This is a genomic window from Blastococcus sp. HT6-4, from assembly GCF_039679125.1.
Classification (GTDB): Bacteria; Actinomycetota; Actinomycetes; order Mycobacteriales; family Geodermatophilaceae; genus Blastococcus; species Blastococcus montanus.
Genome location: NZ_CP155551.1, coordinates 78,503 through 104,450 on the forward strand (window position 1 = coordinate 78,503; position 25,948 = coordinate 104,450).

The 25,948-nt window shown below is 75.5% G+C and carries 27 protein-coding genes and 2 riboswitches; of the genes, 12 read left to right on the top strand and 15 right to left on the bottom strand.

The window, feature by feature from the left end:
• Positions 1-1,061: 1,061 nt before the first annotated feature.
• Positions 1,062-3,611 carry a SpoIIE family protein phosphatase gene (locus tag ABDB74_RS00360; RefSeq protein ID WP_346620913.1) on the top strand — a complete coding sequence of 850 codons (2,550 nt, stop codon included), beginning with the start codon at positions 1,062-1,064 and terminating at the stop codon, positions 3,609-3,611.
• A gap of 36 nt (positions 3,612-3,647) precedes the next feature.
• Here ABDB74_RS00360 and ABDB74_RS00365 read toward each other — a convergent pair whose 3' ends face one another.
• The 7 genes from ABDB74_RS00365 to ABDB74_RS00395 form a co-directional block, all read right to left on the bottom strand.
• The gene (locus ABDB74_RS00365; RefSeq protein WP_346620915.1) at positions 3,648-4,073 is read right to left on the bottom strand and encodes an ATP-binding protein; all 426 of its coding nucleotides are present in this window, start codon (positions 4,071-4,073) and stop codon (positions 3,648-3,650) included.
• 98 nt (positions 4,074-4,171) lie between these two features.
• Positions 4,172-4,777, bottom strand: coding sequence for a thiamine phosphate synthase (locus tag ABDB74_RS00370; RefSeq protein ID WP_346620916.1), 606 nt, complete (start codon positions 4,775-4,777; stop codon positions 4,172-4,174).
• Positions 4,777-5,589, bottom strand: coding sequence for a thiazole synthase (locus ABDB74_RS00375; protein ID WP_346620917.1), 813 nt, complete (start codon positions 5,587-5,589; stop codon positions 4,777-4,779). Before ABDB74_RS00375 ends, ABDB74_RS00370 begins: the two co-directional genes overlap by 1 nt.
• A gap of 4 nt (positions 5,590-5,593) precedes the next feature.
• Positions 5,594-5,794, bottom strand: coding sequence for a sulfur carrier protein ThiS (thiS, locus tag ABDB74_RS00380; protein WP_346620919.1), 201 nt, complete (start codon positions 5,792-5,794; stop codon positions 5,594-5,596).
• A 5-nt stretch (positions 5,795-5,799) separates the two neighbouring features.
• Positions 5,800-6,918 (bottom strand): glycine oxidase ThiO, encoded by a 1,119-nt coding sequence (gene thiO, locus ABDB74_RS00385; RefSeq protein ID WP_346620921.1) that lies wholly within the window; start codon positions 6,916-6,918, stop codon positions 5,800-5,802.
• A complete protein-coding gene (gene thiE, locus ABDB74_RS00390; protein WP_346620923.1) occupies positions 6,915-7,541 on the bottom strand; it encodes a thiamine phosphate synthase in 627 nt (208 codons plus the stop codon). Before thiE ends, thiO begins: the two co-directional genes overlap by 4 nt.
• On the bottom strand, positions 7,538-8,884 hold the full coding sequence (locus ABDB74_RS00395) for a cytosine permease (protein ID WP_346620925.1): 1,347 nt from the start codon (positions 8,882-8,884) through the stop codon (positions 7,538-7,540). The genes thiE and ABDB74_RS00395 overlap by 4 nt, the downstream gene beginning before the upstream one ends.
• Positions 8,874-8,985, bottom strand: a riboswitch (TPP riboswitch). (Overlaps the previous gene by 11 nt.)
• Positions 8,986-9,031: 46 nt before the next feature.
• Between ABDB74_RS00395 and ABDB74_RS00400 the strand changes: the two genes are divergently transcribed.
• The gene (locus tag ABDB74_RS00400) at positions 9,032-9,625 is read left to right on the top strand and encodes a TenA family transcriptional regulator (protein WP_346620927.1); all 594 of its coding nucleotides are present in this window, start codon (positions 9,032-9,034) and stop codon (positions 9,623-9,625) included.
• A complete protein-coding gene (locus ABDB74_RS00405; RefSeq protein WP_346620929.1) occupies positions 9,622-10,239 on the top strand; it encodes a TenA family protein in 618 nt (205 codons plus the stop codon). Before ABDB74_RS00400 ends, ABDB74_RS00405 begins: the two co-directional genes overlap by 4 nt.
• A gap of 33 nt (positions 10,240-10,272) precedes the next feature.
• Here the strand turns inward: ABDB74_RS00405 and ABDB74_RS00410 are convergent, their stop codons facing one another.
• The 3 genes from ABDB74_RS00410 to ABDB74_RS00420 form a co-directional block, all read right to left on the bottom strand.
• Entirely contained in the window at positions 10,273-11,037 is a 765-nt protein-coding gene (locus ABDB74_RS00410; RefSeq protein WP_346620931.1) for an energy-coupling factor transporter transmembrane component T, read from the bottom strand.
• Positions 11,034-12,455: an ATP-binding cassette domain-containing protein gene (locus tag ABDB74_RS00415; protein WP_346620933.1), complete on the bottom strand. Its 1,422-nt coding sequence runs from the start codon at positions 12,453-12,455 to the stop codon at positions 11,034-11,036. Before ABDB74_RS00415 ends, ABDB74_RS00410 begins: the two co-directional genes overlap by 4 nt.
• Positions 12,456-12,509: 54 nt before the next feature.
• Entirely contained in the window at positions 12,510-13,133 is a 624-nt protein-coding gene (locus tag ABDB74_RS00420) for an ECF transporter S component (protein ID WP_346620934.1), read from the bottom strand.
• Positions 13,131-13,234, bottom strand: a riboswitch (TPP riboswitch). It overlaps the preceding gene by 3 nt.
• A 252-nt stretch (positions 13,235-13,486) precedes the next feature.
• On the opposite strand from ABDB74_RS00420, the gene ABDB74_RS00425 reads away from it, so the two are divergent.
• Positions 13,487-13,774 (top strand): hypothetical protein, encoded by a 288-nt coding sequence (locus tag ABDB74_RS00425; RefSeq protein WP_346620935.1) that lies wholly within the window; start codon positions 13,487-13,489, stop codon positions 13,772-13,774.
• A 135-nt stretch (positions 13,775-13,909) separates the two neighbouring features.
• Here the strand turns inward: ABDB74_RS00425 and ABDB74_RS00430 are convergent, their stop codons facing one another.
• Positions 13,910-15,199 (bottom strand): Nramp family divalent metal transporter, encoded by a 1,290-nt coding sequence (locus ABDB74_RS00430; RefSeq protein ID WP_346620936.1) that lies wholly within the window; start codon positions 15,197-15,199, stop codon positions 13,910-13,912.
• Positions 15,200-15,316: 117 nt separating this feature from the next.
• Positions 15,317-16,042 carry a Mut7-C RNAse domain-containing protein gene (locus tag ABDB74_RS00435; RefSeq protein ID WP_346620938.1) on the bottom strand — a complete coding sequence of 242 codons (726 nt, stop codon included), beginning with the start codon at positions 16,040-16,042 and terminating at the stop codon, positions 15,317-15,319.
• 117 nt (positions 16,043-16,159) lie between these two features.
• Here ABDB74_RS00435 and ABDB74_RS00440 point away from each other — a divergent pair, with 117 nt between their 5' ends.
• Positions 16,160-16,963: an SDR family NAD(P)-dependent oxidoreductase gene (locus tag ABDB74_RS00440; protein WP_346620940.1), complete on the top strand. Its 804-nt coding sequence runs from the start codon at positions 16,160-16,162 to the stop codon at positions 16,961-16,963.
• Positions 16,964-17,025: 62 nt separating this feature from the next.
• On the opposite strand, the gene ABDB74_RS00445 is transcribed toward ABDB74_RS00440, so the two are convergent.
• Positions 17,026-17,712, bottom strand: coding sequence for an alpha/beta fold hydrolase (locus ABDB74_RS00445; protein WP_346620942.1), 687 nt, complete (start codon positions 17,710-17,712; stop codon positions 17,026-17,028).
• Positions 17,709-17,918 carry a hypothetical protein gene (locus tag ABDB74_RS00450; RefSeq protein WP_346620943.1) on the bottom strand — a complete coding sequence of 70 codons (210 nt, stop codon included), beginning with the start codon at positions 17,916-17,918 and terminating at the stop codon, positions 17,709-17,711. Before ABDB74_RS00450 ends, ABDB74_RS00445 begins: the two co-directional genes overlap by 4 nt.
• Before the next feature lie 114 nt (positions 17,919-18,032).
• On the opposite strand from ABDB74_RS00450, the gene ABDB74_RS00455 reads away from it, so the two are divergent.
• Together ABDB74_RS00455 and ABDB74_RS00460 are read left to right on the top strand one after the other, a co-directional pair.
• Complete coding sequence (locus tag ABDB74_RS00455) at positions 18,033-18,770, top strand: hypothetical protein (protein ID WP_346620944.1); 738 nt, start codon at positions 18,033-18,035, stop codon at positions 18,768-18,770.
• Positions 18,755-18,979: a hypothetical protein gene (locus ABDB74_RS00460; protein ID WP_346620946.1), complete on the top strand. Its 225-nt coding sequence runs from the start codon at positions 18,755-18,757 to the stop codon at positions 18,977-18,979. The genes ABDB74_RS00455 and ABDB74_RS00460 overlap by 16 nt, the downstream gene beginning before the upstream one ends.
• A 19-nt stretch (positions 18,980-18,998) precedes the next feature.
• On the opposite strand, the gene ABDB74_RS00465 is transcribed toward ABDB74_RS00460, so the two are convergent.
• Positions 18,999-20,015, bottom strand: a complete 1,017-nt coding sequence (locus ABDB74_RS00465) for an NADP-dependent oxidoreductase (RefSeq protein WP_407062148.1) — start codon at positions 20,013-20,015, stop codon at positions 18,999-19,001.
• Between the two features lie 89 nt (positions 20,016-20,104).
• On the opposite strand from ABDB74_RS00465, the gene msrA reads away from it, so the two are divergent.
• The 5 genes from msrA to ABDB74_RS00490 all read left to right on the top strand — a co-directional run bounded on the left by msrA (position 20,105) and on the right by ABDB74_RS00490 (position 25,912).
• Positions 20,105-20,758: a peptide-methionine (S)-S-oxide reductase MsrA gene (msrA, locus tag ABDB74_RS00470; RefSeq protein WP_346620947.1), complete on the top strand. Its 654-nt coding sequence runs from the start codon at positions 20,105-20,107 to the stop codon at positions 20,756-20,758.
• Positions 20,759-20,851: 93 nt separating this feature from the next.
• The gene (locus ABDB74_RS00475) at positions 20,852-21,769 is read left to right on the top strand and encodes a haloalkane dehalogenase (protein WP_346620949.1); all 918 of its coding nucleotides are present in this window, start codon (positions 20,852-20,854) and stop codon (positions 21,767-21,769) included.
• A gap of 8 nt (positions 21,770-21,777) precedes the next feature.
• Positions 21,778-22,908 carry a methyltransferase gene (locus ABDB74_RS00480; protein WP_346620950.1) on the top strand — a complete coding sequence of 377 codons (1,131 nt, stop codon included), beginning with the start codon at positions 21,778-21,780 and terminating at the stop codon, positions 22,906-22,908.
• Between the two features lie 118 nt (positions 22,909-23,026).
• A complete protein-coding gene (locus ABDB74_RS00485) occupies positions 23,027-24,610 on the top strand; it encodes a methyl-accepting chemotaxis protein (RefSeq protein WP_346620951.1) in 1,584 nt (527 codons plus the stop codon).
• 294 nt (positions 24,611-24,904) lie between these two features.
• Positions 24,905-25,912, top strand: coding sequence for a sensor histidine kinase (locus ABDB74_RS00490; protein WP_346620953.1), 1,008 nt, complete (start codon positions 24,905-24,907; stop codon positions 25,910-25,912).
• Positions 25,913-25,948: the final 36 nt, after the last annotated feature.

Below are 25,948 nucleotides of genomic sequence, written 5' to 3' on the forward strand. Positions count from 1 at the left end.
TCCTCGGGTCGGTACGGGGCGCGGTCCACGCCGCCGTCCCTCCCGGTTCGCTCCTCCGGCACGAGCCGCGCCTCCCGGGTGCCGGCACCGAGATCCCCCGGGGGATCCGGCGGTGCCGGGGCACGGGGTGACCCGGCCGGGTACCCGGTCCGGGGCTCGCCCGCCCCTCCGCGACGAACCGGGCCCGCGAACGGCGCCTTCCCCTCGCCGTTCACCGTGCGGGCACCCTCGTCGCATCCCCGCCCGGCGCCTCCGGCGCCCGGCTGACCACGCAGCGCGACCACGGCAGCCAGTCGTCGGCCGCCGTCCACCGCGCTCCTGTCGAGACCGCCGGAACGGCCCGCCCCCTTCCCCGGGCGGGACCCGATCGTCGACTCGGTCCCTGAGCACGTCCCACCCCGGCCGACCTCGGCCGCACCCGGCCCACCTCCGACGCCGCCCTCCGGGCGCCCGCAGACCTCTCCGCACGACGAATCCGGCCTCGACCTCCCGCACGGCTCCTGCTCCGCAGGCAGCGCGCGGACCCTCCAGGGAGGCACGGATCGCCGGCGGCGGTCGCCCGGGCCCCCGGATGCGTCCTGCGAGGTGGACGACAGGCACCTGTCGGTACCCGGCGGCGCGACTCCTCCCGCGGCCGCCCGGTCTCTGACCGCAGGAACCTGGCCGGCCGTGCGGCGCGGTACGCCACCGGTCCGTGACCGGCAGTGTGGGCAGTGACCGGGGACCGGTGTCCGACGGACGGCCGGTGCTCCGGGACGGCGATCCGGACGGCACCGGCGCCCGGGCCGTGGACCCGTGCCGGTGGACGGGCCTCCCGTCCGCTCGAACCCGCCGAGGGCGGGCGCCCGCCGGAGCGCGGGGCCGGGACCGCGTCCCGGTCCCGGCCCGGGGCCGGGCGCCCGCCACGGCTCCCGCGACCTGCCGCCATCCGCTCCGCGCCGTCGCGCGCCGGGCCGCACGGCTCCCGCTCCCCGGGTGTGGAAACCTCTGTACCGAGCGCCGCGTACCGGAGCAACCGTGCCGCCGGCCCACCTGCGGAGCGTCTCGGGAGGAACCCCCTCGTGACCGCCGCCGACCTCCCCGACGGGCCGGCCCCCCGGGGCCGCCCGGACGGTGCGGCCTCCGGGCCCGGAGATCGCGCCGAGCTGGTGCGGCAACTGGCCGCCGAGGCCCTGGGTTCCCGCAGCCTGCAGCGGCTCACCGACCTGGCCACCCGGCTGCTCGACTGCGACGTCGCCGAGGTCTCCCTCGTCGGCGAGATGCACACCGCGGTGGCCGGCACCGGGCTGCCACCGGGCGGCATCGGGGCACAGCTGCCGCTCCGCGACTCGCTGTGTGCCCTCGCCGTCGCCGCGAACGAGCCCCTGGTCGTGCCGGACACCACACGGGACGAGCGGGTCTCCGAGCGCGGTCCGGTCCGCTCCGGGGGCATCGGCAGCTACCTCGGGATCCCGGTCCGGGTCATGGGCGGGCAGCCGGTCGGCGCCCTGTGCGTGCACGGGGCCGAGGCCCGTCGCTGGACCGAGCGGGACGTCGCCCTGCTCCGCCAGCTCGCCGACTCCGTCGGCACGGAGCTGCAGCTGATGGCGCTCACGGCCGAGTACGAGGCCCACCGGCTGCGCTTCGAGCTGGCCATCGACGCCGCCGGCATCGGCAGCTTCGACTGGAACCTGGTGACCGGGCGGCTGCTGTGGGACGACCGGATGCTGGCCCTGTTCGGGTACGAGCGGGCCGACTTCGACGAGGCCATCGAGTCGTTCGTGGCCCGCGTGTACCCCGACGACCGCGAGCGGACGACGGAGGCCCTGCAGGCGGCGATCGACGGGCTCGCCGACTACGACGCGGAGTTCCGGGTCGTGCTCCCGTCGGGCGAGATCCGCTGGGTGCGCGGCAGCGGCCGCGCGGTCGCCGACGACAGCGGGACGGCGGTGCGCCTGCTCGGCGCCGCTCACGACACCACGCCCCAGCGGCGGGAGGACGTCCGGATCGCCCGTCTCCTCGATGCGATGAAGGCCTCTTTCTTCTCCCTCGACCGGGAATGGCGCTTCTCCTACGTCAACGCCGAGGCCGAACGGGTCCTGGGCGTACGGCGGGAGGACCTGCTCGGCGCCCTGGTCTGGGAGTCGTTCCCGGCAGCCGTCGGCAGCGAGTTCGAACGGCGCTACCGGGCCGCGGTGTCCAGCGGCCAGGAGGAGTTCTTCGAGGCCTACTACCCGCCGCCGCTGGACGCCTGGTTCGAGGTGCGTGCCTGGCCCACGCCCGACGGGCTGTCGGTCTCCTTCCTCGACGTCACCGAGCGGCGGACGGCCGAGGAGCAGGCCCGCCGCAGCGCCTCCCGCCTCGCCCTGGTGGCCCACGCCACCACCGCCATGTCGTCCTCGCTCGACACCCGCGCCGACGAGGAGGCGGCGCTGCGGCGGGTCGCCGAGCTGCTCGTGCCGGACCTCGGCGACTGGGTGATCCTCAGCCTGGCCGACACGGACGGCCGGATGCGCGACGTCGCCAGCTGGCACCGGGACCCGGACCGCCGGGAGCTGGTGGCGCGGTACGCGGCCTCCCGTCTGGCGGCCCTGCAGCCCGACGCCCCCATCCTGCGTGCGCTCGCCTCCGGCCAGGTCTTCGTCGTCCCCGACGTGGGGGCGGCGGTGGGCCGGACCCTGCCGGCCGGGGAGGTGAGCGACGCCTTCTGGCAGCTGGCGCCGCAGTCGGCGGTGACGCTGGCGATGGCCGCCCGCGGCCGCACGCTCGGTGCGCTCAGCGTCTACCGGGCCGCTGACCGCCCGCTGCCGGACCAGGAGGACGTCGCGACGGTGCGGGACGTCGCCGGCCGGATGGCCCTGGCGCTGGACAACGCGCGGCTCTACCAGCAGCAGCGGCGGCTGGCCGAGGGCCTGCAACGCAGCCTGCTGACCGCGCCCCCCCAGCCCGACCGCTCCGAGATCGTCGTCCGGTACCACCCCGCGATGGCGGTGGCCGAGGTCGGTGGGGACTGGTACGACGCCTTCCTGCAGCCCTCGGGCGCGACGATGCTCGTCATCGGTGACGTGGTGGGGCACGACACCGAGGCCGCGGCGGCGATGGGCCAGTTGCGGGGCATGCTGCGCGGCATCGGCTACCGGGACGGCACCGGCCCCGCCGAGGTGCTCACCGAGCTCGACGCGGCGATCCAGGGGCTGGGCATGGGCACGCTGGCCACTGCGGCGATCATCCGGATCGAGCAGACGGCCGAGGAACGCGCCGCCGGGCTGACGCAGCTGCGCTGGTCCAACGCCGGCCACCCGCCGCCGCTGGTGCTGCGGCCGGACGGCCGGATCGAGGAGCTGGCCGGGGAGCGGGCCGAGCTCATGCTGGGCGTCGACCCGGGCGCCCGGCGGTCGGACACGGTGACGACGGTGCCGCGCGGCACCACCGTGCTGCTCTACACCGACGGCCTGGTCGAGGGACGCGACCTCTCCCTCGACGAGGGCACGGCGCGGCTCCGGGCGGCCCTCGGAGAGCTGGGCGACCGGCCGCTGCCGGTGCTCTGCGACGCGGTGATCGAGCGGTTGCGTCCCCAGGGGCTCCAGGACGACGTCGCCCTGGTGGCGATCCGGCTGCACCCGCAGGACTGAGCGCGGCGGCCGGTCCCGGGGCGGGCGCGCGGGGGGTCAGTGCGGGAGCAGGGCCCAGACGTGCTTGTGCCGGCCGTCGACGTACCAGCCGTGCTGCGCGGCGAGCTCGGCGATCAGGTACAGCCCCAGCCCGCCGAGGCTGGGGTCGCGGCCGACCGCGGGTGTCGGGGGCGTGCGGACCGCCTGGTCGGAGACCTCGATGAGGTAGGCGGACCCCGTGCTCCCCACGGTGGCCTGCACCTCCCCGCCGCCGTGGCGCAGGGCGTTGGAGGCCATCTCGTCGAGGGCGAGGACCAGCCGGTCCAGCAGGTCGGGACCGGCGCTGCTGCCGGCCAGCTGCGCGCGCACCTCGGCGCGCACCCCCGGCAGCTGGGCGACACCACTCAGCCGCCAGGAGAGCACCCGGTGGGCCGGCGGCGGGGACGCCGACGGCCAGAGGGTGCCGGCCGCCTGCCCTGTCACGTGCGTGCTCTCCTCGGGTCCTGGCCGCTGGGAATCCGTGTGGCCGAACAATCACGTATCGGCCGCTACGCCCGACGATAAACATCTTGTAACGCAGATCACGCCTGGGGGCCATCGTCCGGCGGTGGAACGCCACCCAGCGCGTCGAGGTACTCGGCCGTCCGTGCCGGGTCCCGCATCACCGCTCCCATGACGGCGACCCCGTGCGCCCCCGCGGCCAGGACCGCGGGCACGTGCCGGGGGAGCACGCCGCCCAGGGCGAGGACCGGCGGCGGCCCGGTGGTCGAGATCATCGCGCGCAGGCCCTCGGGGCCGAGTGCGGGGCCGTAGCCGGGCTTGGAGGGCGTGGGGAACACCGGTGAGACGGTGACGTAGTCGCATCCCTCGGCCCGGGCGGCGGTCAGCTCGGCCGCGGAGTGGCACGACCGGCCGACGAGCGGCGGGCGGGGTGCGGGGAACGGCTCGCTCGCCGAGAGGTGGACCCCTCCGGTGGTGCCGGGGGCGCCGGCGCGCAGCAGCAGCCCTCCCACCCGGCCGAGCAGGCGCGCCAGCTCCGCGGCCAGGTGGTCCCGCTCGTGGGCGGGCAGGTCCTTCTCGCGGAGCACGACCGCCCGCGCCCCGGCCTCGACCGCTGCCGCCACCGCGTCCACCAGCGGCCGGCCGCACTGCGTCCGGTCGGTCAGCACGAGCAGCCGCGGCGGCATCACAGCTCGGGCAGCCCCTGCATCGGGGTCGAGGCCTCGGCGTGCCAGCGCCGCGGGATGCGCCCGGCCCCCCGCGCGAGCCGGCCGGCCTCCACCCCGTGGCGCATCGCCAGGGCCATCCGCTCGGGTTCCCGGGCCCGGGTGACGGCAGAGGCGAGCAGGACGGCGTCGCAGCCCAGCTCCATCGCCAGCGTCGCGTCCGACGCCGTCCCGATGCCCGCGTCCAGCACCACCGGGACGTCGACCGCGTCGCGGAGGAGCGCGATGTTGTGCGGGTTGCGGATGCCCAGGCCGCTGCCGATCGGCGACCCCAGCGGCATGACGGCCGCGCAGCCGATGTCGGCCAGCCGGCGCCCGAGGATCGGGTCGTCCGTGGTGTACGCCAGCACGGTGAACCCGTCGTCGACCAGCTGCTCGGCCGCCTCGAACAGCTCGATCGGGTCGGGCAGCAAGGTGTGCTCGTCGCCGATGACCTCCAGCTTCACCCACGACGTGTCGAACGCCTCGCGGGCCAGCCGGGCGGTCAGGACCGCTTCCCGTGCGGTCCTGCACCCGGCCGTGTTGGGCAGCAGCCGCACCCCGCACCGGTCCAGCACCTCGAGCATCGACGCACTGCTGGAGGCCTCCACCCGGCGCAGCGCCACCGTCACGAGTTCGGTGCCGGAGGCCACGACGGCCCGCTCCAGCGACTCGAGGCTGGGCGCGCCACCGGTGCCCAGCAGCAGCCGGGACGTGAACGTCTCCCCGCCGAGGAGGAAGGGATCGGCCTTCTCCTCCTGCTCCAGCGCGGGGACCACTTCGTGCACGGTCATCGGGTCAACCTCCTGCGGTGGGGGCGAGCACTTCCAGGCTGTCCCCGGCGGAGAGCCGCGTCGACTCCCAGCCGCTCCGGGGGACGACGTCGCCGTTGCGCGCGACCGCGACCTTGCCGTGGCCGCTGGTGCGGGCCGCGACGAGCGCGGCGACGGTGCAGTCGTCGTCCACGTCGGTGGGCACGCCGTTGACGGTCACCTGCATGCGGATCACCTTCCGAACCTGTCTGCGGTGAAGGGGGCGGCGAGCTCGGGCAGCTCACCGGTCGCGAGGTGCTCGGCGACCACCTCGCCGGTCACCGGCGCCAGGAGGACGCCGTTGCGGTAGTGGCCGGTCGCCAGGGCCACGCCCGGCACCTCCGATGGTCCCAGCAGCGGCCCGTTGTCCGCCGTGGCGGGCCGCCACCGGGCGATGGTCTCGACCAGCTCCAGCTCGGAGACGCCGGGGACCACCTCGATCGCGTCGTGCAGCAGGTCGTGCACGCCCCCGGCGGTGACCGCGGCGTCGAAGCCCCGGTCCTCGACGGTGGCACCGACGATCAGCCCGTCCCCGGTCACGCCGTCGTCGTACGGCACCAGGTACACCTGCCGCCCGCGCACCAGCGCCCGGACGGTCCCCTCCAGCAGGCCGGCGGCCCCCCGCATGCGGAGGATCTGCCCCTTGACCGGCCGGACGGGCAGCGGAGGAACCCCGGGGAGCGCGCCGCTGCGCGCGCCCAGGGCCACCACGACGGCGTCGGCGACCAGGTCCGTGCCGTCGGCCAGCCGCACCCCGGCGGCCCGGCCGTCCACGACCCGCACCTCCGCGACCCGGGAGGACACCAGCCGGACGCCGGCTGCCCCGGCGGCGGCCAGCAGCCCGGCGTGCAGGGCCCGGCCGTCCACCGAGTGGTCGCCCGGGACGTGCAGGGCGCCCCGTACCCGCGGCGACAGGGAGGGCTCGCGGCGCCGGGCGGCCCGCGCGGTCAGCCGCTCGACGGCCAGCCCGAGCTCGCGCTGGAACTCCAGCAGGGCGTCCAGCGCGCGCATGTCGTCCTCGTCGAAACCGACGACGACGGTGCCCTGCGTGCGCAGCCCCACCGGCACGCCACCGGCCCGCTCCACCTCCGCGACGAACGCGGGATAGCGCCCCAGCGACGCGAGGCACAGCCGGAGCAGCGCCTCCTCGCCGTAGGCGGCCTCGGTGACCGGCGCGAGCATGCCGGCGGCGGCTTGCGACGCACCACCTCCTGGCGCGTCGTCCACCACGGTGACCGGCAGGCCCCGCTGGGCCGCCCGCCACGCCACCGACAGCCCGATCAGGCCACCGCCGAGGACGACGACGGTCACGGTCCGCCGCCCAGGGCCCGGAGCAGCTCACGGGTGGCTCCGGCCGGGTCGGGCGCTCCGGTCACCGCCCCGACGACGGCCACCCCGGCGGCGCCGGCGGCGAGCAGGTCCGGGATCCGCCCGGCGGTCACCCCGCCGATGGCGATGACCGGCACGGCGACGGCGTCGGCCACCGCCCGCACGCCCGCCGGGCCGAGCGCGTCGGGCAGCCCGGTCTTGGTCGTCGTCGCGTAGGCGGGCCCGACGCCGAGGTAGTCGGCGCCCTGGGCGACCAGGAGGCGGGCGCGTTCCGGGTCGCGGGCCGTGCCGCCGAGCAGGTGCCCCGGGCCGGCCAGCCGGCGGACGACGTCGAGCGGCAGGTCGTCGGCGCCCAGGTGCGTGCCGTGGGCGCCGACGGCCAGCGCGAGGTCGACGCGGTCGTTGACCAGGCAGGTCGCCCCCGCGCCCGCGCAGACCTCCACCACCCGGCGGGCGAAGTCGTAGCGCTCCCGGTCGGTCGCGTCCTTGGACCGCACCTGGACCACCGGGGCGCCGGCGGCGACGGCGGCGGTCACCGCGTCGAGCGCCGCCCGGCCGACCCGGGCGTCGGTGAGGACGTGCAGGCCCCCGAGGGACGCGGTCACGCTGCCGCCCGGCGGTGCCGCAGGGCGCCCGGCAGGGCCACGGCCACGGTCAGCAACGCGGCCACGGCAAGGCTCACCAGCGAGGCCGACCAGCCGTTGGCCGGGTCGATGCCCAGGTCGAGCTGGCGCTCGGTCCACCACGCCGTCCAGGCGGCGCCCGGACCGGCGAAGAAGGTCGGCAGCGTCAGCTGGTAGGCCACGAAGCCGGCCACCCAGGGGAGCAGGAGCGCTGGGCGGGCGCGCGCGGTGTCGGAGGTGTCCCACGCCCCGCGCGGCAGCAGGAAGTAGGCGACGACGAAGACCCCGATGAGCGGGACGAACACCGCGCCGATCAGGAAGAGGAACGGCTCGTAGGCGGCGAGGTCGAAGGCCAGGGCGAGGGTGGTCGCCACCACGCCGACCGCCACGGCGAGGACCCGGCGGTCGAGGCGGGCGACCACGTTCTGCGCCGACACCGCCGTCGAGTACACGTTGGCGAACGCCTCGTCGACCTCCACCACGAGCAGCACCAGCACGGCGACCAGGCCCAGCGGCACGGCGAGCATGGCGTCGATGACGTCGAGCCCGCCGCGGCCGTAGGCGGCCAGGGCGATCACCCCGAGGCTGAACATGGCCACGGTCGCCAGGCCGTAGCCGGACGCCGTCCCGACGAAGGCGGTCCGCCCGCTGCGGACGTGCCGGGTGTAGTCGGCCGCCAGCGGGAACCACGAGATCGGCAGGGCGATGACGATGTCGGTCGCCGTCCAGAAGGACGTCGCCCCGCCCTCGGTGACCGGCGGCAGCGGCTCGGACAGGACCTGGACGAAGAGGTACACGATCGCGGCGATCGCTGCCCAGACGGCGTAGCGCGCGAGCACCCGCACCACACCGAGCGGGCGCAGCGCCATCAGCGTGGCGAAGGTGCCCGCGGCGAGCGCGAACGGCCAGCGCGGCGCGTCGAGGGCCCGCGCGGCGGCCTCGGAGATGATCAGGATCTCGAAGGCGGCCCAGCCGACGCACTGCACCAGGTTGAAGCCGGTGGGCAGGAACGAGGTCCGCCGCCCCAGCAGGCCGCGGAGCAGCACCATCGCCGGCACGCCCTCGCGGGCGCCGGCGGCGGCGCCCAGCCCCAGCAGCACCGAGCCGATGACCGCGCCGACGACGACGGCCCCGATCGTGTGCCACAGCGGCCGGTCGGCGAGGACCACGAAGGTGGCCGCCACGGGCAGCAGCAGGCTGATGCCCAGGCTGGCCCAGAGCCCGGCGGTCTCCCGCAGGCCGAGGGTCCGGGGCGGCGGCTCGGACAGGGTGAGCGGCGCGTCCTCCCCGCGGGTGGCTGCGCCGACGGCTCCGGAACTGCTCATGATCACTCCCTACGCCGGCATTACCCGGTCAGGTTCCAGCGGTCGGCGGCGCGGCAGCCGCCCTCTCAGCCCGGTCGATCCGAGCTCCCGCACCACGGCCTCGGCCGTGACACCGCCACCCTAGGGGGTCTCGTACAGTCGGCGCTCGTGCCGGTCGACGAGCTGCCCGTCCGCCATGCCGACGCGTTCGCGGACGCCACCCGACATCCCTTCCTCACCGCCGTGCGGGACGGCACGATCGCGCCGTCGGCCTTCCACACCTGGCTGGTGCAGGACGCGCGGTTCGTCGCCGACCTCCTCCGCTTCCAGGCCCGGCTGCTGGCCCGTGCACCGCGGGCGGCCCAGGAGGTGCTCGCCCGCGGAGCCCTGGCCCTGGTCCAGGAGCTGGACTGGTTCGAGGAGCGGGCGGCGGCCCGGGGGCTGGACCTGTCCGCGCCAGCGCTGCCGGCCACGACCGCCTACGCGAACCTGCTCGAGCGGCTCGACGGCGCCGACGTCCCGGCCGCGCTGACCGCGCTGTGGACCATCGAGCGCACCTACCTCGACGCCTGGTCGGCCGCGCTCCCGGGCGCGCCCGCCTACCGGGAGTTCGTCGAGCACTGGACGGCGCCGGGCTTCGGCGGCTACGTGGCGGGCCTCGCGGCGGCGGCGGACGCCGTCGGCGGAGGTGACGAGCGCGTCTTCCTCGAGGTCGTCGCGGCGGAGATCGCGTTCTGGGACATGGCGGTGGCGACGCGATGAGCCTGTCCCGCGAGCTCTGGACCGCCGAGGCCGACCGCGCCGCCGCGGCGCTGGCGCACCCCTTCGTGCAGGGGATCGCCGACGGCACGCTGCCGCGGGACCGGTTCGCCGGGTACGTGGCCCAGGACGCGTTCTTCCTGGAGGCGTTCGCCCGGGCCTACGCCCTGGGCGTCGCGCACAGCCCCGACCGCGCCTGCCTCGACGTCTTCGCCGACCTGCTGGCCGGGGTGCGCGAGGAGCTGCGCCTGCACGCCTCCTACGCGCGGCGCTGGGACATCGACCTGACCGCCGTCCGGCCGGTGCCGGCGACGTCGGCCTACACCGACTTCCTGCTGGCCACGGCCTCGCTGGGCGGCGTCGCGCTGACCTGCGCGGCGATGACCCCCTGCATGCGCCTGTACGCCCACCTCGGGCAGTCGCTGGCCGGCCGGGCGTCCGGCCCGTACGAGGAGTGGGTGCGCACCTACGCCGACCCCGGCTTCGAGGAGCTCGCCGCCACCCTCGAGCGGCTGCTGGACACCGTCGCCGTCGACACCCCGGCGCTGCGGGCGGCCTACTCCCGGGCGATGCAGCTGGAGGTCGGCTTCTTCGACGCCGCCTGGCGCGGCGCCTGACACCGGGGCCCCGCCCGGCCCGGTGGGCGCCGGTCAGCCGCCCACGAAGACCGGTGACCAGTTCCCGGTGACCACGCTGAGCGTGACGGCGACCGCGCAGACCGCCGCCGTGGCGAGGACGAACCAGGTGTCGCGGGGGTGCAGCCGCGATCCGCGGGCGTTGGTGCGCACGATGCCGGAGTCGAAACCGCGAGCGTCCATCGCGGTCGCCAGCCGGGAGCCGCGGCGCACCGCACCGACGAGCAGGGTGAACCCCACGCCGGCGAGCAGCCGGACCCGCGCGACGGGGCTCCGGCCGGCCTCCACCCCGCGGGTCCGCCGCGCCAGGCGGACCGACTCGAACTCGGCGACCAGCAGCGGCGCCAGGCGCAGGGCGGCGAGCGCGCCGTAGGCGAACCGGGTGGACACCCGCCAGTGGATGGTGAGCGCGTCGGCGAGCCGGACCGGATCGGTGGACGCGACGAGCAGCACGCCGGGCAGGGCCAGGCCGACCACCCGCAGCGCGAGCCCCACCCCGGTCACCGGATCGGCGTCCCCGGAGAGCAGCACGTTGACCACGCCGACGGAGGTGGCGCCCAGGATCAGCGGCCAGGTGCGGCGCCACAGGTCACGCGGGTCGGTGAGCCCGGCGGCGGGCAGCAGGCACAGCTCGGCGGTGAGCACGACCGCCGGGGTCACGACGTCGAGGCTCGTGAGCAGCACCAGCGTGACGATGCCGATCGCGGTCAGCTGCGCGACCGGGTTGATCCGGGACAGCGGCACGTCCCGCGCGGGGCCGAGGGCCAGCGGCGTCGTCACAGCTCGAGCACCTCGTCGGCCAGCACCTCGACGAGGTCGGCGTCGTGGGTGACGGCGGCGACCGCGCACCCGCGGGCGCGCTGCTCGGCCAGCAGGGTGACGACCTCCCGCCAGGTGGCGGCGTCCTGCCCGAAGGTCGGCTCGTCGAGCACGAGCACCCGGGGCGAGGTGGCCAGCACGGTCGCCACCGACAGCCGGCGCTGCTGGCCGCCGGAGAGGGTGTAGGGGTTGGCGTCGGCGAAGGGGGTCAGCCCCAGCCGCTCCAGCAGCTCCTCCGCCGTCGCCCGGGCGGCGGCCGCGCCGGTGCCCGAGCGCAGCGGCCCGAGGGCCAGCTCGTCGCGCAGCCGGCCGGTGAGGAACTGCTGCTCGGGGTGCTGGAACACCGTGCCGATGCGGGTGACCAGCTCGCCGGCGCGCCAGCGGGCCGGGGCCCGGCTCCCGCCGCGCACGCCCGCGGCGAGCTCCGCCCCGGCCTCGACCCGGCCGGTGCCCGGTTCCCGCAACCCGGCGAGGAGCAGGGCCAGCGTGGACTTCCCCCGCCCGTTGGCCCCGGTGACGGCCAGTGCGGTGCCGCCGCGGAGGGTGGCGTCGGTGGGGCGCAGCGCCGGGTGCGCCGCCCCGCGGTAGGTGAACCCGGCGGCCTCCGCGGTGAGGAGGACCGGTCCGTCCGTCGCGGCGGGCAGGCGCAGCCCCTCGGCGCGCCGCGGCGGGCGCCACGTGGGTGGGTGCTCGACGAGCCCGCCCGGCACCACCTCCATCACGCGGTCGACCAGCGGCAGCCAGGGGCCGGCGTCGTGGTCGACGACGACGACGGTGGCCCGGCGGTCGGCGGTGGCCCGCGCCACGGCGGTGCGGACCAGCTCGGCGCCCGGCGGGTCGAGCTGGGCGGTCGGCTCGTCGAGCAGCAGGAGCCCGGGGCGGCGGGCCAGCGCACCGGCGAGGACGAGCCGCTGCTTCTCCCCGCCGGAGAGCGCATGGGTGGGCCGGTCCCGGCCGTGGCCGAACCCCACCGCCGCCAGCACCTCGTCGACCCGTGGCCAGATCCGGTCGGCGGGCAGGCCGGCGTTCTCCAGCCCGAACGCGACGTCGTCACCGGCCCGGGTCATGACGAGCTGGCTGTCGGGGTCCTGCGCGAGCATCCCCAGCCGCCCGCGCGCGTCCGGCGGTGCGACGCCGGCGACGGTCAGCTCCCCGACGAGCTCGGCGGCCTCCGGGTCGAGGATGCCCGCCAGCGCCCACAGCAGCGTGGACTTCCCCGCCCCGGAGGCGCCGGTGAGCAGCACCCGCTCACCGGGCTCGATGGTCAGGTCGACGCCGGTCAGCGCCCAGGCCCGCCGCGAGGCGTGCCGGACGCCCAGGCCGCGGGCCACCACCCGGGCGGGCCGTGCCTCCTCGGACGGTCGCCCGCTGCCCACCACGGTGGGCAGCGGGCGAGCGTCCGGCGAACGTCTGCCGAGCACGACGCCCGCGCGTCAGACGCGCTGGCGGCCCGCGGCGAAGGAGCTCAGCGCCCCCGTCCGGGCCAGCGCGCGGACCAGCAGCAGGCCGACCACACCGGCGAGCAGCACGCTGGAGAGCACGGTGAACACGGCGTAGGCCACGTTCAGCCAGAACGCGACGTCCGGGTAGTAGAGCGTGATGTCGAGGATCGACGTCGACAGCCCGGCGGTGACGCCGGCCAGGATGGCGGTGCCCCAGCCGAAGCTGCGGTAGCGGGTGAGCAGGAAGCCGAGCTCGGCACCGAGGCCCTGCACGAAGCCGTAGACGATGATGATCATGCCGTAGGGGGACCCGAGCAGCAGGCTGACCGCGGCCGCGAGGGTGGAGGCGAACACCGCCGCGCCCGGCTTGCGGACCAGCAGCCCGGCGACGACGCCGGGCATCAGGTAGACGCCGTTGCGCAGCCCCTTGATCGGCGGGAAGAAGTCCAGCGGGGTCGAGGTGGCCTCGCCGACGAGGTTCCACGCCCAGAAGACGACGCCGAAGGCGACGCCCAGGACGGCGGCGACGACGATGTCGACGGTGCGCCAGCGGACGCCACCGGGGTTGCGCTCGGCGGTGTCGGCGGACGACGGACGGACGGCCGGTTCGGCCATGGTGTTCCTCCAGACTCCCTGCGCCGGCATGACCCGGATCAGGTTCGAGGGTCTGCGGTGTCCCGCACTCTCAGCGCCGAAGCGCTCCCCTGCTGTGAATGTGTGTTCAGTTGTGCCGCCGACCCTAGATGCAGGGCCCGGGGTAGGAGCGACCGGGCTTCGCCGGCTTCTCGATCACTCGTCCGGCAGCGCGCCGAGGCACCCGGTGGCCGCCGCCGGGAATGCGGCCGAGCTTCTGACGGGTATCGGCTGACATGGTCCTCAGATCGCTCGCACCGCAGAGAGGGGCACCTCGTCCGCCATTCTCTCCGCAGGCGACTGGACGGCAGTCCGTTGCGTCATGGGGAGATGGCATGTTCGGCCGACACGAGAACGTGAGCACCCTGACGGCTGAGCTCGCGGAAGTCGATGCACAGATCTCCGCCCATCCTCTGGCATCACGCCGCATTCGCGCCGCCCAGGCGGAAGTGGCCAGTTCTGAGTCCAGGGATGCGGCTGAGATCGACGGGGAGCTCGCGGCCGACGGGCTGCCGAGCGTCGAGGAGCTCGGCAGGGCTCACGTGTCCGGCACGTGGAGCTGGTGGAAGCTCCACCGGAGGAAGAGGAGGCACGAGAAGAGGATCGAACGCGCCGCTCGGTGAGCGCACCGAGGTGTCGTGCGTGCGGGATCTGCTCGTCGTCGGGCCGCGGGGTCGGACAGTGAGGTGTCCGGACGACGGCAGCTGGCACCGCTCCTCCACCCTCCGCGATGCCCTGGCGCACGGGGCAGGCGGCCCTCAGCCGAGGAGGCCGAGGAGCAGGTGGGCGTTCAGGCCGATGATCAGCGCCGCGACCACGGCGCCGGCGACCGTGGTGACCCGGCGGTTCACCCAGCCGGCCATGAGGTCGCGGCGGCTGGTCAGCCAGAGCAGCGGGACGAGCGCGAACGGGATGCCGAAGGAGAGCACCACCTGCGACCAGACCAGGGCGGTCGTCGGGTCGCCGCCGAGCACCAGGACGGCCAGCGCGGGGGCGAGCGTGATCAGCCGTCGGGTGAGCACCGGGATGTGCCGCTTGAGGAAGCCGGCCATCACGACCTGCCCGGCGTGCGTGCCCACGGACGACGACGCGAACCCCGACGCCAGCAGCGCGATGGCGAAGGCGAGCGCGGCCCCGGTGCCGAGCTGGTCGCCGAGCCCGGCGTGCACGCCCTCGAGGGTGTCGGCGCCGCTGCCGCTGGTGAACAGCTGGGCGGCGATGACCAGCATCGCGGCGTTCACCAGCCCGGCGAGCCCCATGGCCAGGACGATGTCGAGGCGCTGGGCCCGCAGCAGCCGGCCCCGGCCCTCCCGGGTGCGGCCGGCGGTGACGGAGTCCCCGTAGCGACCGGGGGTGAGCGCCGAGTGCACGTAGATGACGTGCGGCATGACCGTGGCCCCCAGGATGCCGGTGGCCAGCACGATGCTCTCGGACCCCTCGAAGGAGGGCACCATGCCCCCCGCGAGCCCGGCCGGGTCGACCCCGGAGCCGATCAGGGTGTACCCGAACCCGATCCCGATGACCAGCAGCAGGCCGGCGATGACCCGCTCGAACGGGCGGTACCCGCGGGACTGCGCCGCCAGCAGGATGAAGGCGACGACGGCGGTGATGACGCCGCCGATCGGCAGCGGCACCCCGAACAGCAGGTAGAGCGCCACCGCGCCACCGACGATCTCGGCCAGGTCGGTGGCGATGGCCACCGCCTCGGCCTGCAGCCACAGCCCCCGGGTGACCGGCCGGGGCAGGTTCTCGCGGCACAGCGTGGCCAGGTCGCGGCCGGTGGCCAGCCCGAGCTTCGCCGTCAGCGCCTGGATGAGCATCGCCATGAGGTTGGCCGCGACGATCACCCACAGCAGCGTGTAGCCGAAGGCGGCGCCACCGGAGAAGTTCGTGGCGAAGTTCCCGGGGTCCACGTACGCGACGGCGGCGACGAAGGCCGGGCCCAGCATCGACCACAGCCGACGGCGGCCCGGGGCGGGCGGTGCCGGGCGGGTGGCCGGGCCCAGCGTCGTCGGCAGGACGGCGGCCTCGGTCTTCGACAGGTACACGGCGGCCTCGCAAGGAGTGGGTCGGGCAGGTGGCGTCGCCCGGGGTGGGCGGTCGCTGCTGTCCTGCCCGGCGGTGGTGTCACGCCGGGGCCGACCCGTGGCCCCCGGGGGCCAAGGTCAGCCTGACCTTCCCCGCGCGGTCCGGACCAGCTCGTCGATGCGTCCGGCGTGCGCGCCCCGCCAGTACACGTGCCCGCAGGCCGTGCACCGCGCGAACTCGTCGTAGCTGCGGCGGGTCCCCGGCTCCAGCAGGGCGGCGACCTCGGCCTTGGGCACCGGCTCGACGACACCGCCGCAGGCGGTGCAGCGGGTCAGCGGGGCGAGCGGCGGCGCGAACCGGTCGAGGACGTCGGAGAGCTGGGCAGCGGCTCCCGCCCCGCGGACCAGCGCCCCGTGCGTCACGGCCGCGCGCATGAGCAGCCCGCGGTCCTGGGTGAGCAGCACCCGCTCCTCCGCGCCGGCCCGGGCGACGAGGTCGGCGTCGTCGGCCCGGTTCGACCAGGTCGCGTCGAGCCCCAGCAGCCGGAGCCGGCGGGCCAGCGTGCCGAGGCCGACGTCCAGCAGGTACCCGCCGGGTGGGGTGACCTGCGGCCGGGGGGGCTCGCCGATCACGACCGAGCTCCCCGGGCCGGCACGTGCGCTCGGGGGCGCCGGCTCCCCGTCCAGCCACAGGGTGCCGACCTCCGTCGGCGGCACGCCCGCCGCCCGCACGAGGTGACCCAGGGTCGCGTCGGGGTCGAACCGCAGCCGCCGGGCACCGCCGGCCCGGTCCCGCGCCGGCAGCAGGAAACGCAGCGCCGGCGGGACGACGACGGTGACGTCCCCGGCGGTGTGCCCGGTCATCCCAGGGCCCTACCCGACGGGTCCGCGGGGCGACACGTGCGCGTCCCGGCAGGAGTGGGCGGCGCCCGTCCTGGGCACGGATGCACCACCCGCCGTCCCCCGTTCCGTGGAGGTCCCGTGTCCGAGACGACCGTCCGTCCCCTCGCGCTCGTCACCGGTGCCTCGAGCGGCATCGGCCTCGAGCTCGCCGTGCAGTTCGCCGAGCACGGCTTCGACCTGATCGTCGCCGCGGAGGACGCGGAGCTGGAGGGCGCGGCCCGGCGGCTGCGCGAGCTGGGCGCCGCCGTCTCGCCGGTGCGGGCCGACCTGACCCGTCGCGAGGACGTCGAGAAGCTGGTCGCGGCCGTCCGCGGCGCGGGCCGGCCGCTGGACGCCGCGGCGCTGAACGCCGGGGTCGGGGTCGGGGGGCGCTTCGTCGAGACCGACCTGGAGGCGGAGCTGGGCCTGGTGACGCTCAACTGCGCCGCGACGGTGCACCTGGCCAAGCGGATCGCCCAGGACATGGTGGCCCGCGACGAGGGCCGCATCCTGTTCACCTCGTCGGTCGCGAGCCAGGCCCCGCAGCCCTTCCAGGCGGTCTACGGCGCCTCCAAGGCGTTCGTCCAATCGTTCGCCCTGGCGCTGCGCGAGGAACTCGCCGGCACGGCGGTCACGATCACGACCCTGCTCCCCGGCCCCACCGACACGGAGTTCTTCGACCGCGCCGACCTCACCGACACCCGGCTGGGTGCCAGCGACAAGAAGGACGACCCGGCGCAGGTCGCCGAGCAGGGCTTCGCAGGGCTGATGAAGGGCGAGGCGACGGTCTTCGCCGGCTCGCTGACCAGCAAGGCGATGGGCCGGATGTCCGCGCTGACCCCGGACACCGCCGCCGCGAAGACCATGAAGCCGGTGGCCGCCCCGGGGTCGGCCGACACCTGACCCCTCGGGCACGACCGGCCGGGTGAGCCCGGGGGCGGCCGGCCGACGGCGCGGTGCCCTCCTCAGAGCGGGACGGCGAGCCCCTCGGGGGCCGGTCGCTCCAGCGCCTCGGCCAGCGCGGGCGGCATCGGCGCGAGGCCCCCGCCGGCGAGGACGACGTCGCGCGCGAAGGCGTGCCAGCGGTACGCACGGCGCACCATGCTGTGCCCGCCGGCGACGGTGAACCGCGCCACCCGCGCGCCGGCACGCTGGGCCCGGACCGCGTAGTCGGCCGACAGCTGCGCCGGCACCCAGCGGTCACCACGGCCGTGCAGGATCGCGACGGTGCGGCCCCGCAGGTGGCCGACCGGTTCCCCCGGTGGGGTCCAGGGCGCCAGGGCGCAGACGGCGGCCACCCCGTCGTGCCCGCCCGCGCGCAGCACCGCCCGGCCGCCCATCGAGTGCCCGACGAGCACGACCGGCAGGCCGCCGTGCTCGGCGCGGATCCGGTCCAGCGCCCAGCGGACGTCGGCGTAGGCGTCGGCGGCCGCGCCGTTCCAGCCGGCCACGCGGTAGCGCAGCAGGCAGGTGGTCAGCCCCTGCGGCGCGCCGGCGGCGGACACGGCCTGCTCGATGGCGCGCATCCGCACCAGTGACAGCGCCCGCTCCTTGGGCGGCTCCACGCTGGCCACGGTCCCGCCGTGGCAGAACAGCGCCACCGCCCGCGGGGTGACGCGAGCCGGCCGGCTCTCCAGGACCGGCTCCGTCACGCCCGGCGCCCCCGGCGGCCACCCCGCAGGCTCGTCCGCGCCCGGTCCCCGAGATCGCCGGCCTTGAGCAGGGCGTTGCTGACCGTCGACGGGCCGCGGCGCCGCTCCAGCGCGCGCCCGACGCGGCGCAGGACGCCGGTGCCGAGGGGGACCACGACGGTCAGGAGCAGCCACATGCGCAGCCGGCGGGTGAGGAAGAGCCACATGACGGGGCACTGCCCCGTCTGCGCCCGCGGGAACCGCCGGGGGCGGCCGGTGTCGTGTCCGGGCGCTCGCACGGGGTGGGCCGGCGGAGCGGGCGTGGGGATCGGGCAGGGGTCGTGCGGAGCATCAGGACGACGCTGACCCGTGGGCTCGCCGGCGTCCGCGGGTCCGTCGAGGCGCACGGCCTGTCCGCGGTCGGCCTGGGACTGGCGCTGGGGTACGTGGTCACGGCCACCGCCGGCCTGCACGTGTGGTCCCTCGGGCTGGTCCTCGTGGTGGCCGTGGTGCTGTCGAAGTGGCAGCGGCTCGGGGAGGAGGGCGTGCAGGTCCCGGTCGTGGCGCTGCTGGTCCTGCTGCTCGCCGAGGAGCCGCGGCTCTACGCGGGACAGCTGCTCGCGGAGGGCGTGATCGGCGGGCTGGTCGCCGCCGCGGTGAACATCGTGGTGATCCCGCCGCTGCAGGTGAGGGCCGCCGAGCGGGCGCTGGTCACCCTCCGGCACCGCCTGGGCGACCTGGTCGACGACATGTCGTCGGAGGTCGGTGGGGACTGGCCGCCGGAGGAGCAGCGGTGGATCGACCGGGCCCGGGAGCTCGACGGTCCGCTGCAGGACGCCCGGGAGGCGGTGCGCACCGGCGACGAGAGCACCCGCTTCAACCCGCGGGGGCGCCGGTTCGGGCACGTCCCGCCGAGCCAGCGGCAGACCTTCGAGAGCTGGAGAACATCACCCTCGCCGTCCGGGACCTCGCCACCTCGCTGTCGGAGGCCGCCGACCCCGGTGATCCCGTGCTGCACCTCAACGAGCTGTTCCGGCCCGCGCTGGCCCGGGCGCTCCGGTCGGTGGCCGAGGCCCTGACCTCCTACGGCACCCCGGAGACCTCGCGGGACACCGCCGCCGCCCGGCGCCCGGTCGAGGCGGCGGCCCGCGAGGTCGAGGAGCTGCGCCGGCTGCTGGCCGACTCGGAGGCGCCCGAGGTCCCCTCGCTGCTGGCCGAGGGCGCGGTCGTCACCGAGCTCGGCCGGCTGGTCGCCCACCTGCAGCGTGCTCCGCTGCACCACCACTAGCTCATTCGTGCACCAGGGCTCATTCGTGCGCGAGGCGGACGACCATCTTCCCGGTGTTCCCGCCGCGCAGCAGGTCCAGGAACGTGTCGACGGCGTCGTCCAGCCCCTCCCGCACGGTCTCCCGGACGACGAGCTGCCCGGACGTCAGCAGGTCGCCGACCTTCGCGGTGAACTCGTCGCGCAGGTCCGCGTGGTCGCCGACGATGAACCCGCGCAGGCTCAGCTTCTTCGTCACGAGCATGAACATGTTGCGCGGACCCGGCTGCGGCTCGACGGCGTTGTAGCCCGAGATCGCGCCGCACAGGGCGGCCCGGCCGAACTCGTTGAACGCGCCGATGGCCGCCTCGAGGTGCTCGCCGCCGACGTTGTCGAAGAAGACGTCGATGCCACCGGGCGCCGCCGCCGCGAGCTGCTTCGCGACGGGCCCGTCGTGGTAGTCGAAGGCGGCGGTGAACCCGAGCTCCCCGGTCAGCCAGCTCACCTTCTCCGGCGTGCCCGCGCTGCCGATGACCGCGGAGGCGCCGCTCAGCCTGGCGAACTGGCCGACGAGGCTGCCGACCGCGCCGGCCGCGCCGGAGACGAAGACGGCGTCGCCCTCGCGGAAGGCGGCCAGCCGGAACAGCCCGGCGTAGGCGGTCAGCCCCGGCATGCCGAGGACGCCGAGGTGGTAGCTGGGCGGGATGCCCGGCAGCTCCGGGAGGACCCGGACGTGCGCGGCGTCGAGCACGGCGACGTCCCGCCACGCCGCGTCGGCGAGCACGAGCGCACCCTCGGGCACGTCGGGGGAGCGCGACTCGACCACCCGGCCGACCGCGCCGCCCTTCATCGTCTCGCCGATCTCCCAGCTGGCGGCGTAGGACTTCCCGGCGTTCATCCGGCCCCGCATGTACGGGTCGACGCTCATCACGAGCATCCGGACGACCACCTGCCCCTCGGCCGGGTCGGGCCGCTCCAACTCGACCAGGCGGAAGTCGTCGGAGGTCGGCTCGCCGTGCGGCCGCGCCGCCAGCTGCCATTCACGCGTCGTCACGGGCACGCCCGCGATCCTGCCCCGTGCTGGTCAGGGCCGCAGCGGACGGTCCGGTCGTGCGCCGCCGGGTTGCGGGCCGGGCCTAGGCTCGGGGCATGTTGTTCTCCCGGTTGAAGACGCAGCCCGTCCCGGCCCAGGACGCGCTGCCCGGCCGTCCCGACCCGTTGCCGCACGTGCCCGAGGTGCACGCGATCAACGGCAACCGCATCCAGCCGCCGTTCCCCGACGGCATGCAGACCGCCGTGTTCGGCGCGGGCTGCTTCTGGGGCGTGGAGAAGGTGTTCTGGGAGCTCCCGGGCGTCTACTCGACCGCGGTGGGCTACGCCGGCGGCCACACGCCGAACCCCACCTACGACGAGGTCTGCTCGGCGCGCACCGGCCACACCGAGGTCGTCCTCGTCGTCTTCGACCCGGCGCTGACCTCCTACGAGCAGCTGCTGAAGGCGTTCTGGGAGGACCACGACCCGACCCAGGGCATGCGCCAGGGCAACGACATCGGCACCCAGTACCGCTCGGCGATTTACTACGCCTCGCCGGAGCAGGAGGCCGCCGCACGGGCCACCCGCGACGCGTACCAGGAGCGCCTGAAGGCGGCCGGCTACGGCGAGATCACCACCGAGATCGCGCCGCTGGGCGAGTTCTTCTACGCCGAGGACTACCACCAGCAGTACCTCTACAAGGTGCCGAACGGCTACTGCCCGGTGCACTCGACCGGGGTCTCGTGCCCGGTCGGCCTGCCCGGCGTCTGACCCGCTCCGCCCTGGCATAGGAGGCTATGCCTACGGTTCAGGCCCAGAAACCGTAGGCATAGCCTCCTATGCCTGGAACGTGGAGGCCGGTTCATGGAGACCCTCAGGACGCCCGACGACCGCTTCGCCGACCTGCCCGACTTCCCGTACGAGCCGAACTACGTCGAGGTCGGCGACGGCGACGGCGGCCGGCTCCGGATGGCCTACGTCGACGAGGGGCCCCGGCACGCCGAGACGGTGCTGCTGCTCCACGGCGAGCCGTCGTGGTCGTTCCTGTACCGCCACATGATCCCGGTGCTGCTCCGGGCCGAGCTGCGCGTCGTCGCGCCCGACCTGGTCGGCTTCGGCCGGTCGGACAAGCCTGTCGCGCGCGAGGACTACAGCTACGCCCGCCACGTCGGGTGGCTGCGCGAGGCGCTGTTCGACCAGCTGGACCTCTCCGCCGTCACGCTGGTCTGCCAGGACTGGGGCGGCCTGCTCGGGCTGCGCCTGGTCGGCGAGCACCCCGACCGGTTCGCCCGGGTGGTGGTCGCCAACACCGGCCTGCCGACCGGCGACCAGCGGATGAGCGAGGCGTTCCTCAACTGGCAGCGCTTCTCCCAGGAGAGCCCGGAGTTCGAGATCGGGCGGATCGTGTCGAACGGGACGGCCGGTGAGCTGAGCCCCGAGGTCGTCGCCGCCTACGACGCGCCCTTCCCCGACGACCGGTACAAGGCCGGCGCGCGGGTGTTCCCCAGCCTGGTCCCGACCCGCCCCGACGACCCCGCGGCCGAGGCCAACCGGGCCGCCTGGGCGGTGCTCCGCGGCTTCGACCGGCCCTTCCTCACGGCCTTCTCCGACAGCGACCCGATCACCGGCGGCGGGGAGCGCGTCTTCCAGAAGCTGGTCCCCGGCGCGCAGGGGATGCCGCACACGACGCTGGCCGGTGGCGGCCACTTCCTGCAGGAGGACGTCGGCCCGGAGCTCGCCCGCGTCGTCGCCGGCCTGATCACCGCCACGCCCCGCCCCTGAGTGCAGGCATGGACATCCCTGCCCATGAGCTGTTCGCCGCCCTGCGGCGGGTGCCCGACGTCGAGGCGCCCGACCTGGTCGCGGTCGACGCCACCGACCGCCTGCTGCTCGACACCGCCGCCGACCTCGTCGCCGGGTGCGCCCCCGGCGAGGTCGCCGTCGTCGACGACTCCTACGGCGCCCTGACCCTCGGCCTGGTCGCCGCCCACGGCGCCACGGGGGTGCGGGTGGCCCAGGACCTGCTGGTGGGCGAGCTGGCGCTGGCCGCCAACGCCGAGCGGGTCGGCCTGGCCGGCAGCTACCGCTCGTTGCCGCTGGGTCCGGAGCTGGCCGAGGGCGCCCGGGTCGTGCTGGTCAAGGCGCCCCGGGCGCTGGACGCGCTGCGGGAGATCGCGGAGGTGTTCGCCGCGTCGGCCGCCCCCGACGTCACCGTCCTCGTGGGCGGCCGGGTCAAGCACATGACCCACGCGATGAACGACGTCCTGGGGTCCTCGTTCGGCGAGGTGTCGGCGACGCTGGCGAGGCAGAAGTCGCGGGTCCTCGTCGCCCGGGCACCCGAGCCGGCGCCGTCGTCCTTCCCGCGGTGCCAGGTGCACCCGGACCTCGACCTCACCGTGTGCGCCCACGGGGCGGCGTTCGCCGGCACGAAGATCGACATCGGCACCCGGGCGCTGCTGCGGTCGCTGCCGGAGATGGACGGCACCGCGCGCACCGCCGTCGACCTCGGCTGCGGCACCGGGGTGCTGGCCACCCTGCTGGTCCGGAGCCGGCCGGAGCTGCGGGTGCTGGCGGTCGACCAGTCGGCGGCGGCCGTGGCCTCGGCCGCGGCGACCGCGGCCGCCAACGGCGTCGCCGACCGGGTGGACGTCGTCCGGGACGACGCGGCGGCGACGGTGGCCGACGGCAGCATCGACCTGGTGGTGTGCAACCCGCCGTTCCACGTCGGCGCCGCCGTGGTGACGACGGCGGCCGACCGGCTCTTCGCGGCCGCGGCCCGGGTGCTGCGACCGGGCGGTGAGCTCTGGGCGGTCTACAACTCCGCGCTGCGCTACCGCCCGGTGCTCAACCGGGTGGTCGGCCCCACCCGCGTCGCCGGGCAGGACCGGAAGTTCACCGTCACGGTGTCCAACCGTCGCTGAACCGTCACGGCACGGCCCCTCGCCCTGCGGCCGGATGTGAACTGCGCTTGATTCCGACGGTCGCCCGCCGAAAAGGAGAGGGACGGCGACCGGGCCGTGCGACGGAGGAGCAGGGCACATGGGGCGATGGTTCGGTTCGACGAGGATCAGCACGCGCCTGATCGCGATCGCGCTCGCGGCGGTGATCGGGATGGCGACGATCGCCGTCATCGGTGCACTGCACGTGCGCAGCACGATCGAGGCCGAGCAGCGGAACAAGGCCCGCTCGGCGGTCGAGACGGTGCTCGGCGTCGTGGCGTACTACGGGGCCCAGGAGGAGTCCGGCGCGCTGACCCGCCAGCAGGCGCAGACCGCCGCGATGGACGCCCTGCGCGGGCTGCGCTACTCCGGTGAGGAGTACTTCTGGGTCAACGACATGAGCCCGGCGATGGTCATGCACCCCATCAAGCCGGAGCTGGACGGCACGGACCTGTCCGCGAACGAGGACCCCACCGGCAAGAAGCTCTTCGTCGAGATGGTCGACGTGGTCGAGCGGGACGGCTCCGGCTTCGTCGACTACATGTGGCCCAAGCCCGGTGAGGAGGAGCCCCAGGCGAAGGTGTCCTACGTCGCGGGCTACGAGCCGTGGGGCTGGGTCGTCGGCTCCGGCATCTACCTGGCCGACCTCAACGGGGCCTTCCGGGCCGAGCTGCTGACCATGGCCCTGTGGGCGGCACCGTTGATCGCCGTCATCGTCGCGCTGACCCTCGTCATCGGCCGCAGCGTCACCCGGCCGATCCGGACGATGACCGACGTCCTCACCACCGGTGACCTGACCCGACGGCTGGACGAGGGGGCCGGGCGCAACGAGCTCGACCAGCTCGCCACCGCGGTGAACACCACGCTGGACCGGGTGACCGACGTCGTGAACGAGGTCGGTCAGGCCTCGGAGCTCCTCCAGGACGCCGCGCGCACGCTGTCGTCCACCGGTGCGGCCATCTCGCAGACCGCCGAGCGGTCGCAGGGGCAGGCGGAGAGCGTCACCACGGCGGCGACCGAGGTGAGCGGCGGCATCGAGGCGGTGGCCGCCGGCGCCGAGGAGATGGGGGCCTCGATCCGCGAGATCGCCCACAACGCGGCCGAGGCCGCGCGGGTCGCGGGCAGTGCCGTCTCGGCGGCGGAGTCGACGACGGCGACGATCGCCAAGCTGGGGGAGTCCTCGGCCGAGATCGGCAACGTCGTCAAGGTGATCACGAGCATCGCGGAGCAGACCAACCTGCTGGCGCTCAACGCCACCATCGAGGCCGCCCGGGCCGGCGAGGCGGGCAAGGGCTTCGCCGTCGTGGCCAACGAGGTGAAGGAGCTGGCGCAGGAGACCGCGAAGGCCACCGAGGACATCGCCCGCCGCGTCGAGGCCATCCAGACCGACACCGGCAGCGCGGTCCACGCCATCGGCAGCGTCACCACGATCATCGCCGAGATCAACGACTACCAGACGACGATCGCCTCGGCGGTGGAGGAGCAGACGGCCACCACCAACGAGATGACGCGGGCGATCAACGACGCCGCCCGCAGCGGCCGCGGCATCGCCGACACGGTCGCCGACGTGGCCAGGGGTGCGCAGGAGACCCACGCCGGGGTCGGCGACATGCAGTCGGCCGCCACGGCCCTGGTGGAGATGTCCGAGGAGCTGCGGAAGTCGGTCGACGCGTTCCGCCGTTGACCACCACCGGCCGGGGCCCGTGGGACCGGTGCGGATCCGGAACCGATCAGCCCTCCCGTCCGCGTGATTCGGCTGTAGCCGGCCCACCGACGTGACGATGACGAGGTCGGAGCCCGGTCGCGAGGGTCGGGCTCGCCACCGGTCTGCGTCGCGGCCGTGCAACGGTGGACGTGCCCGATGGGGTGACGTGGTACCGGTCCACCGCGCCCCGGTGGCACGGGGTGGCCGATGATGTCCGAGAATGGTCAACCAGTCGGCCGGGATCGCTCCGGCCCCGCACGAGCAGAGGGCCGGATGCACCAGGCGGCGGACGTGGACGCGGCGGTGGCCGTCCGGTCCGCTCGCGTCCGTGCCGCCGCCGCGTGGGCCCCGCCGCCGCACACCGCCGCACTGGTCGGCTCCGACGACGAGCTGCTCGCCGGCACGCTCCCGTACGTCGAGGAGGGGTTGCACGCCGGTGACCTCGTCGTCCTGGCCTGCCCGCCCCACACGGCCGCGCTGATCAGCGGCGCCCTGGGGGTGCGTGCCGGCGCGGTGGAGACCGATGCCCGCCTCTGCCTGCTCGACGCGTCGGTCCCCGATGCGGTGACGGCCCTCGGCGAACTGGTGCGACGGGCGACGGGGACCGGCTCCGGCCGGCTGCGCCTCGCCGGACAGGTGCAGTTCGGGCCCGCGCCACGGAACTGGCGGGAGGGGCTGCGGTACGAGGCGGCCATGAACGAGCTGCTGTCCCGCATGCCGGTGTCGGCCCTGTGCCTGTACGACCGCCGGGTGCTGCCGGCCGACGTGATCGCCGCCGCCGGCGCCACGCACGCCTCGGTCCTCGCCGACGGGCGTTCCCGCCGCAGCGCCGGGTTCCGGGATCCCGCCGACTTCGTGCGCGAGCTGCCGCTGCCCCGCGAGGCGGTCGAGGACGCCCCGCCGGTGCTCGCGATCGAGGACGCCCCGTCGCTGGCCGGTCTGCGCCGGCACCTCCGCGTGGCCATCGGCGCGCAGGTGCGCGATGGCGACCAGGCCGCCGACCTGCACCTCGCCGCCAGCGAGATCGCGGCCAACGCCTTCCGCCACGGGGCCCGGCCGGTCTCGGCCCGGGTGTGGGCCGATGCCGAGCGGATCGTGTGCACCGTCACCGACCGGGGGCGCGGGCTCGACGTGCCGTTCGCCGGCATCCGCCCGGCCCACGGCCCCGACCTCACGCGGGGCGGCATGGGGCTGTGGCTGGCCCGCAAGCTGTGGGACCACGTCGACCTCCTCCCGGCGGCGCCCGGGCTCACCGTCCGGCTCAGCAGCCGGCTCCGCTGACGCACCGCGACTCCCCACCGCACCGGGCCACTACGG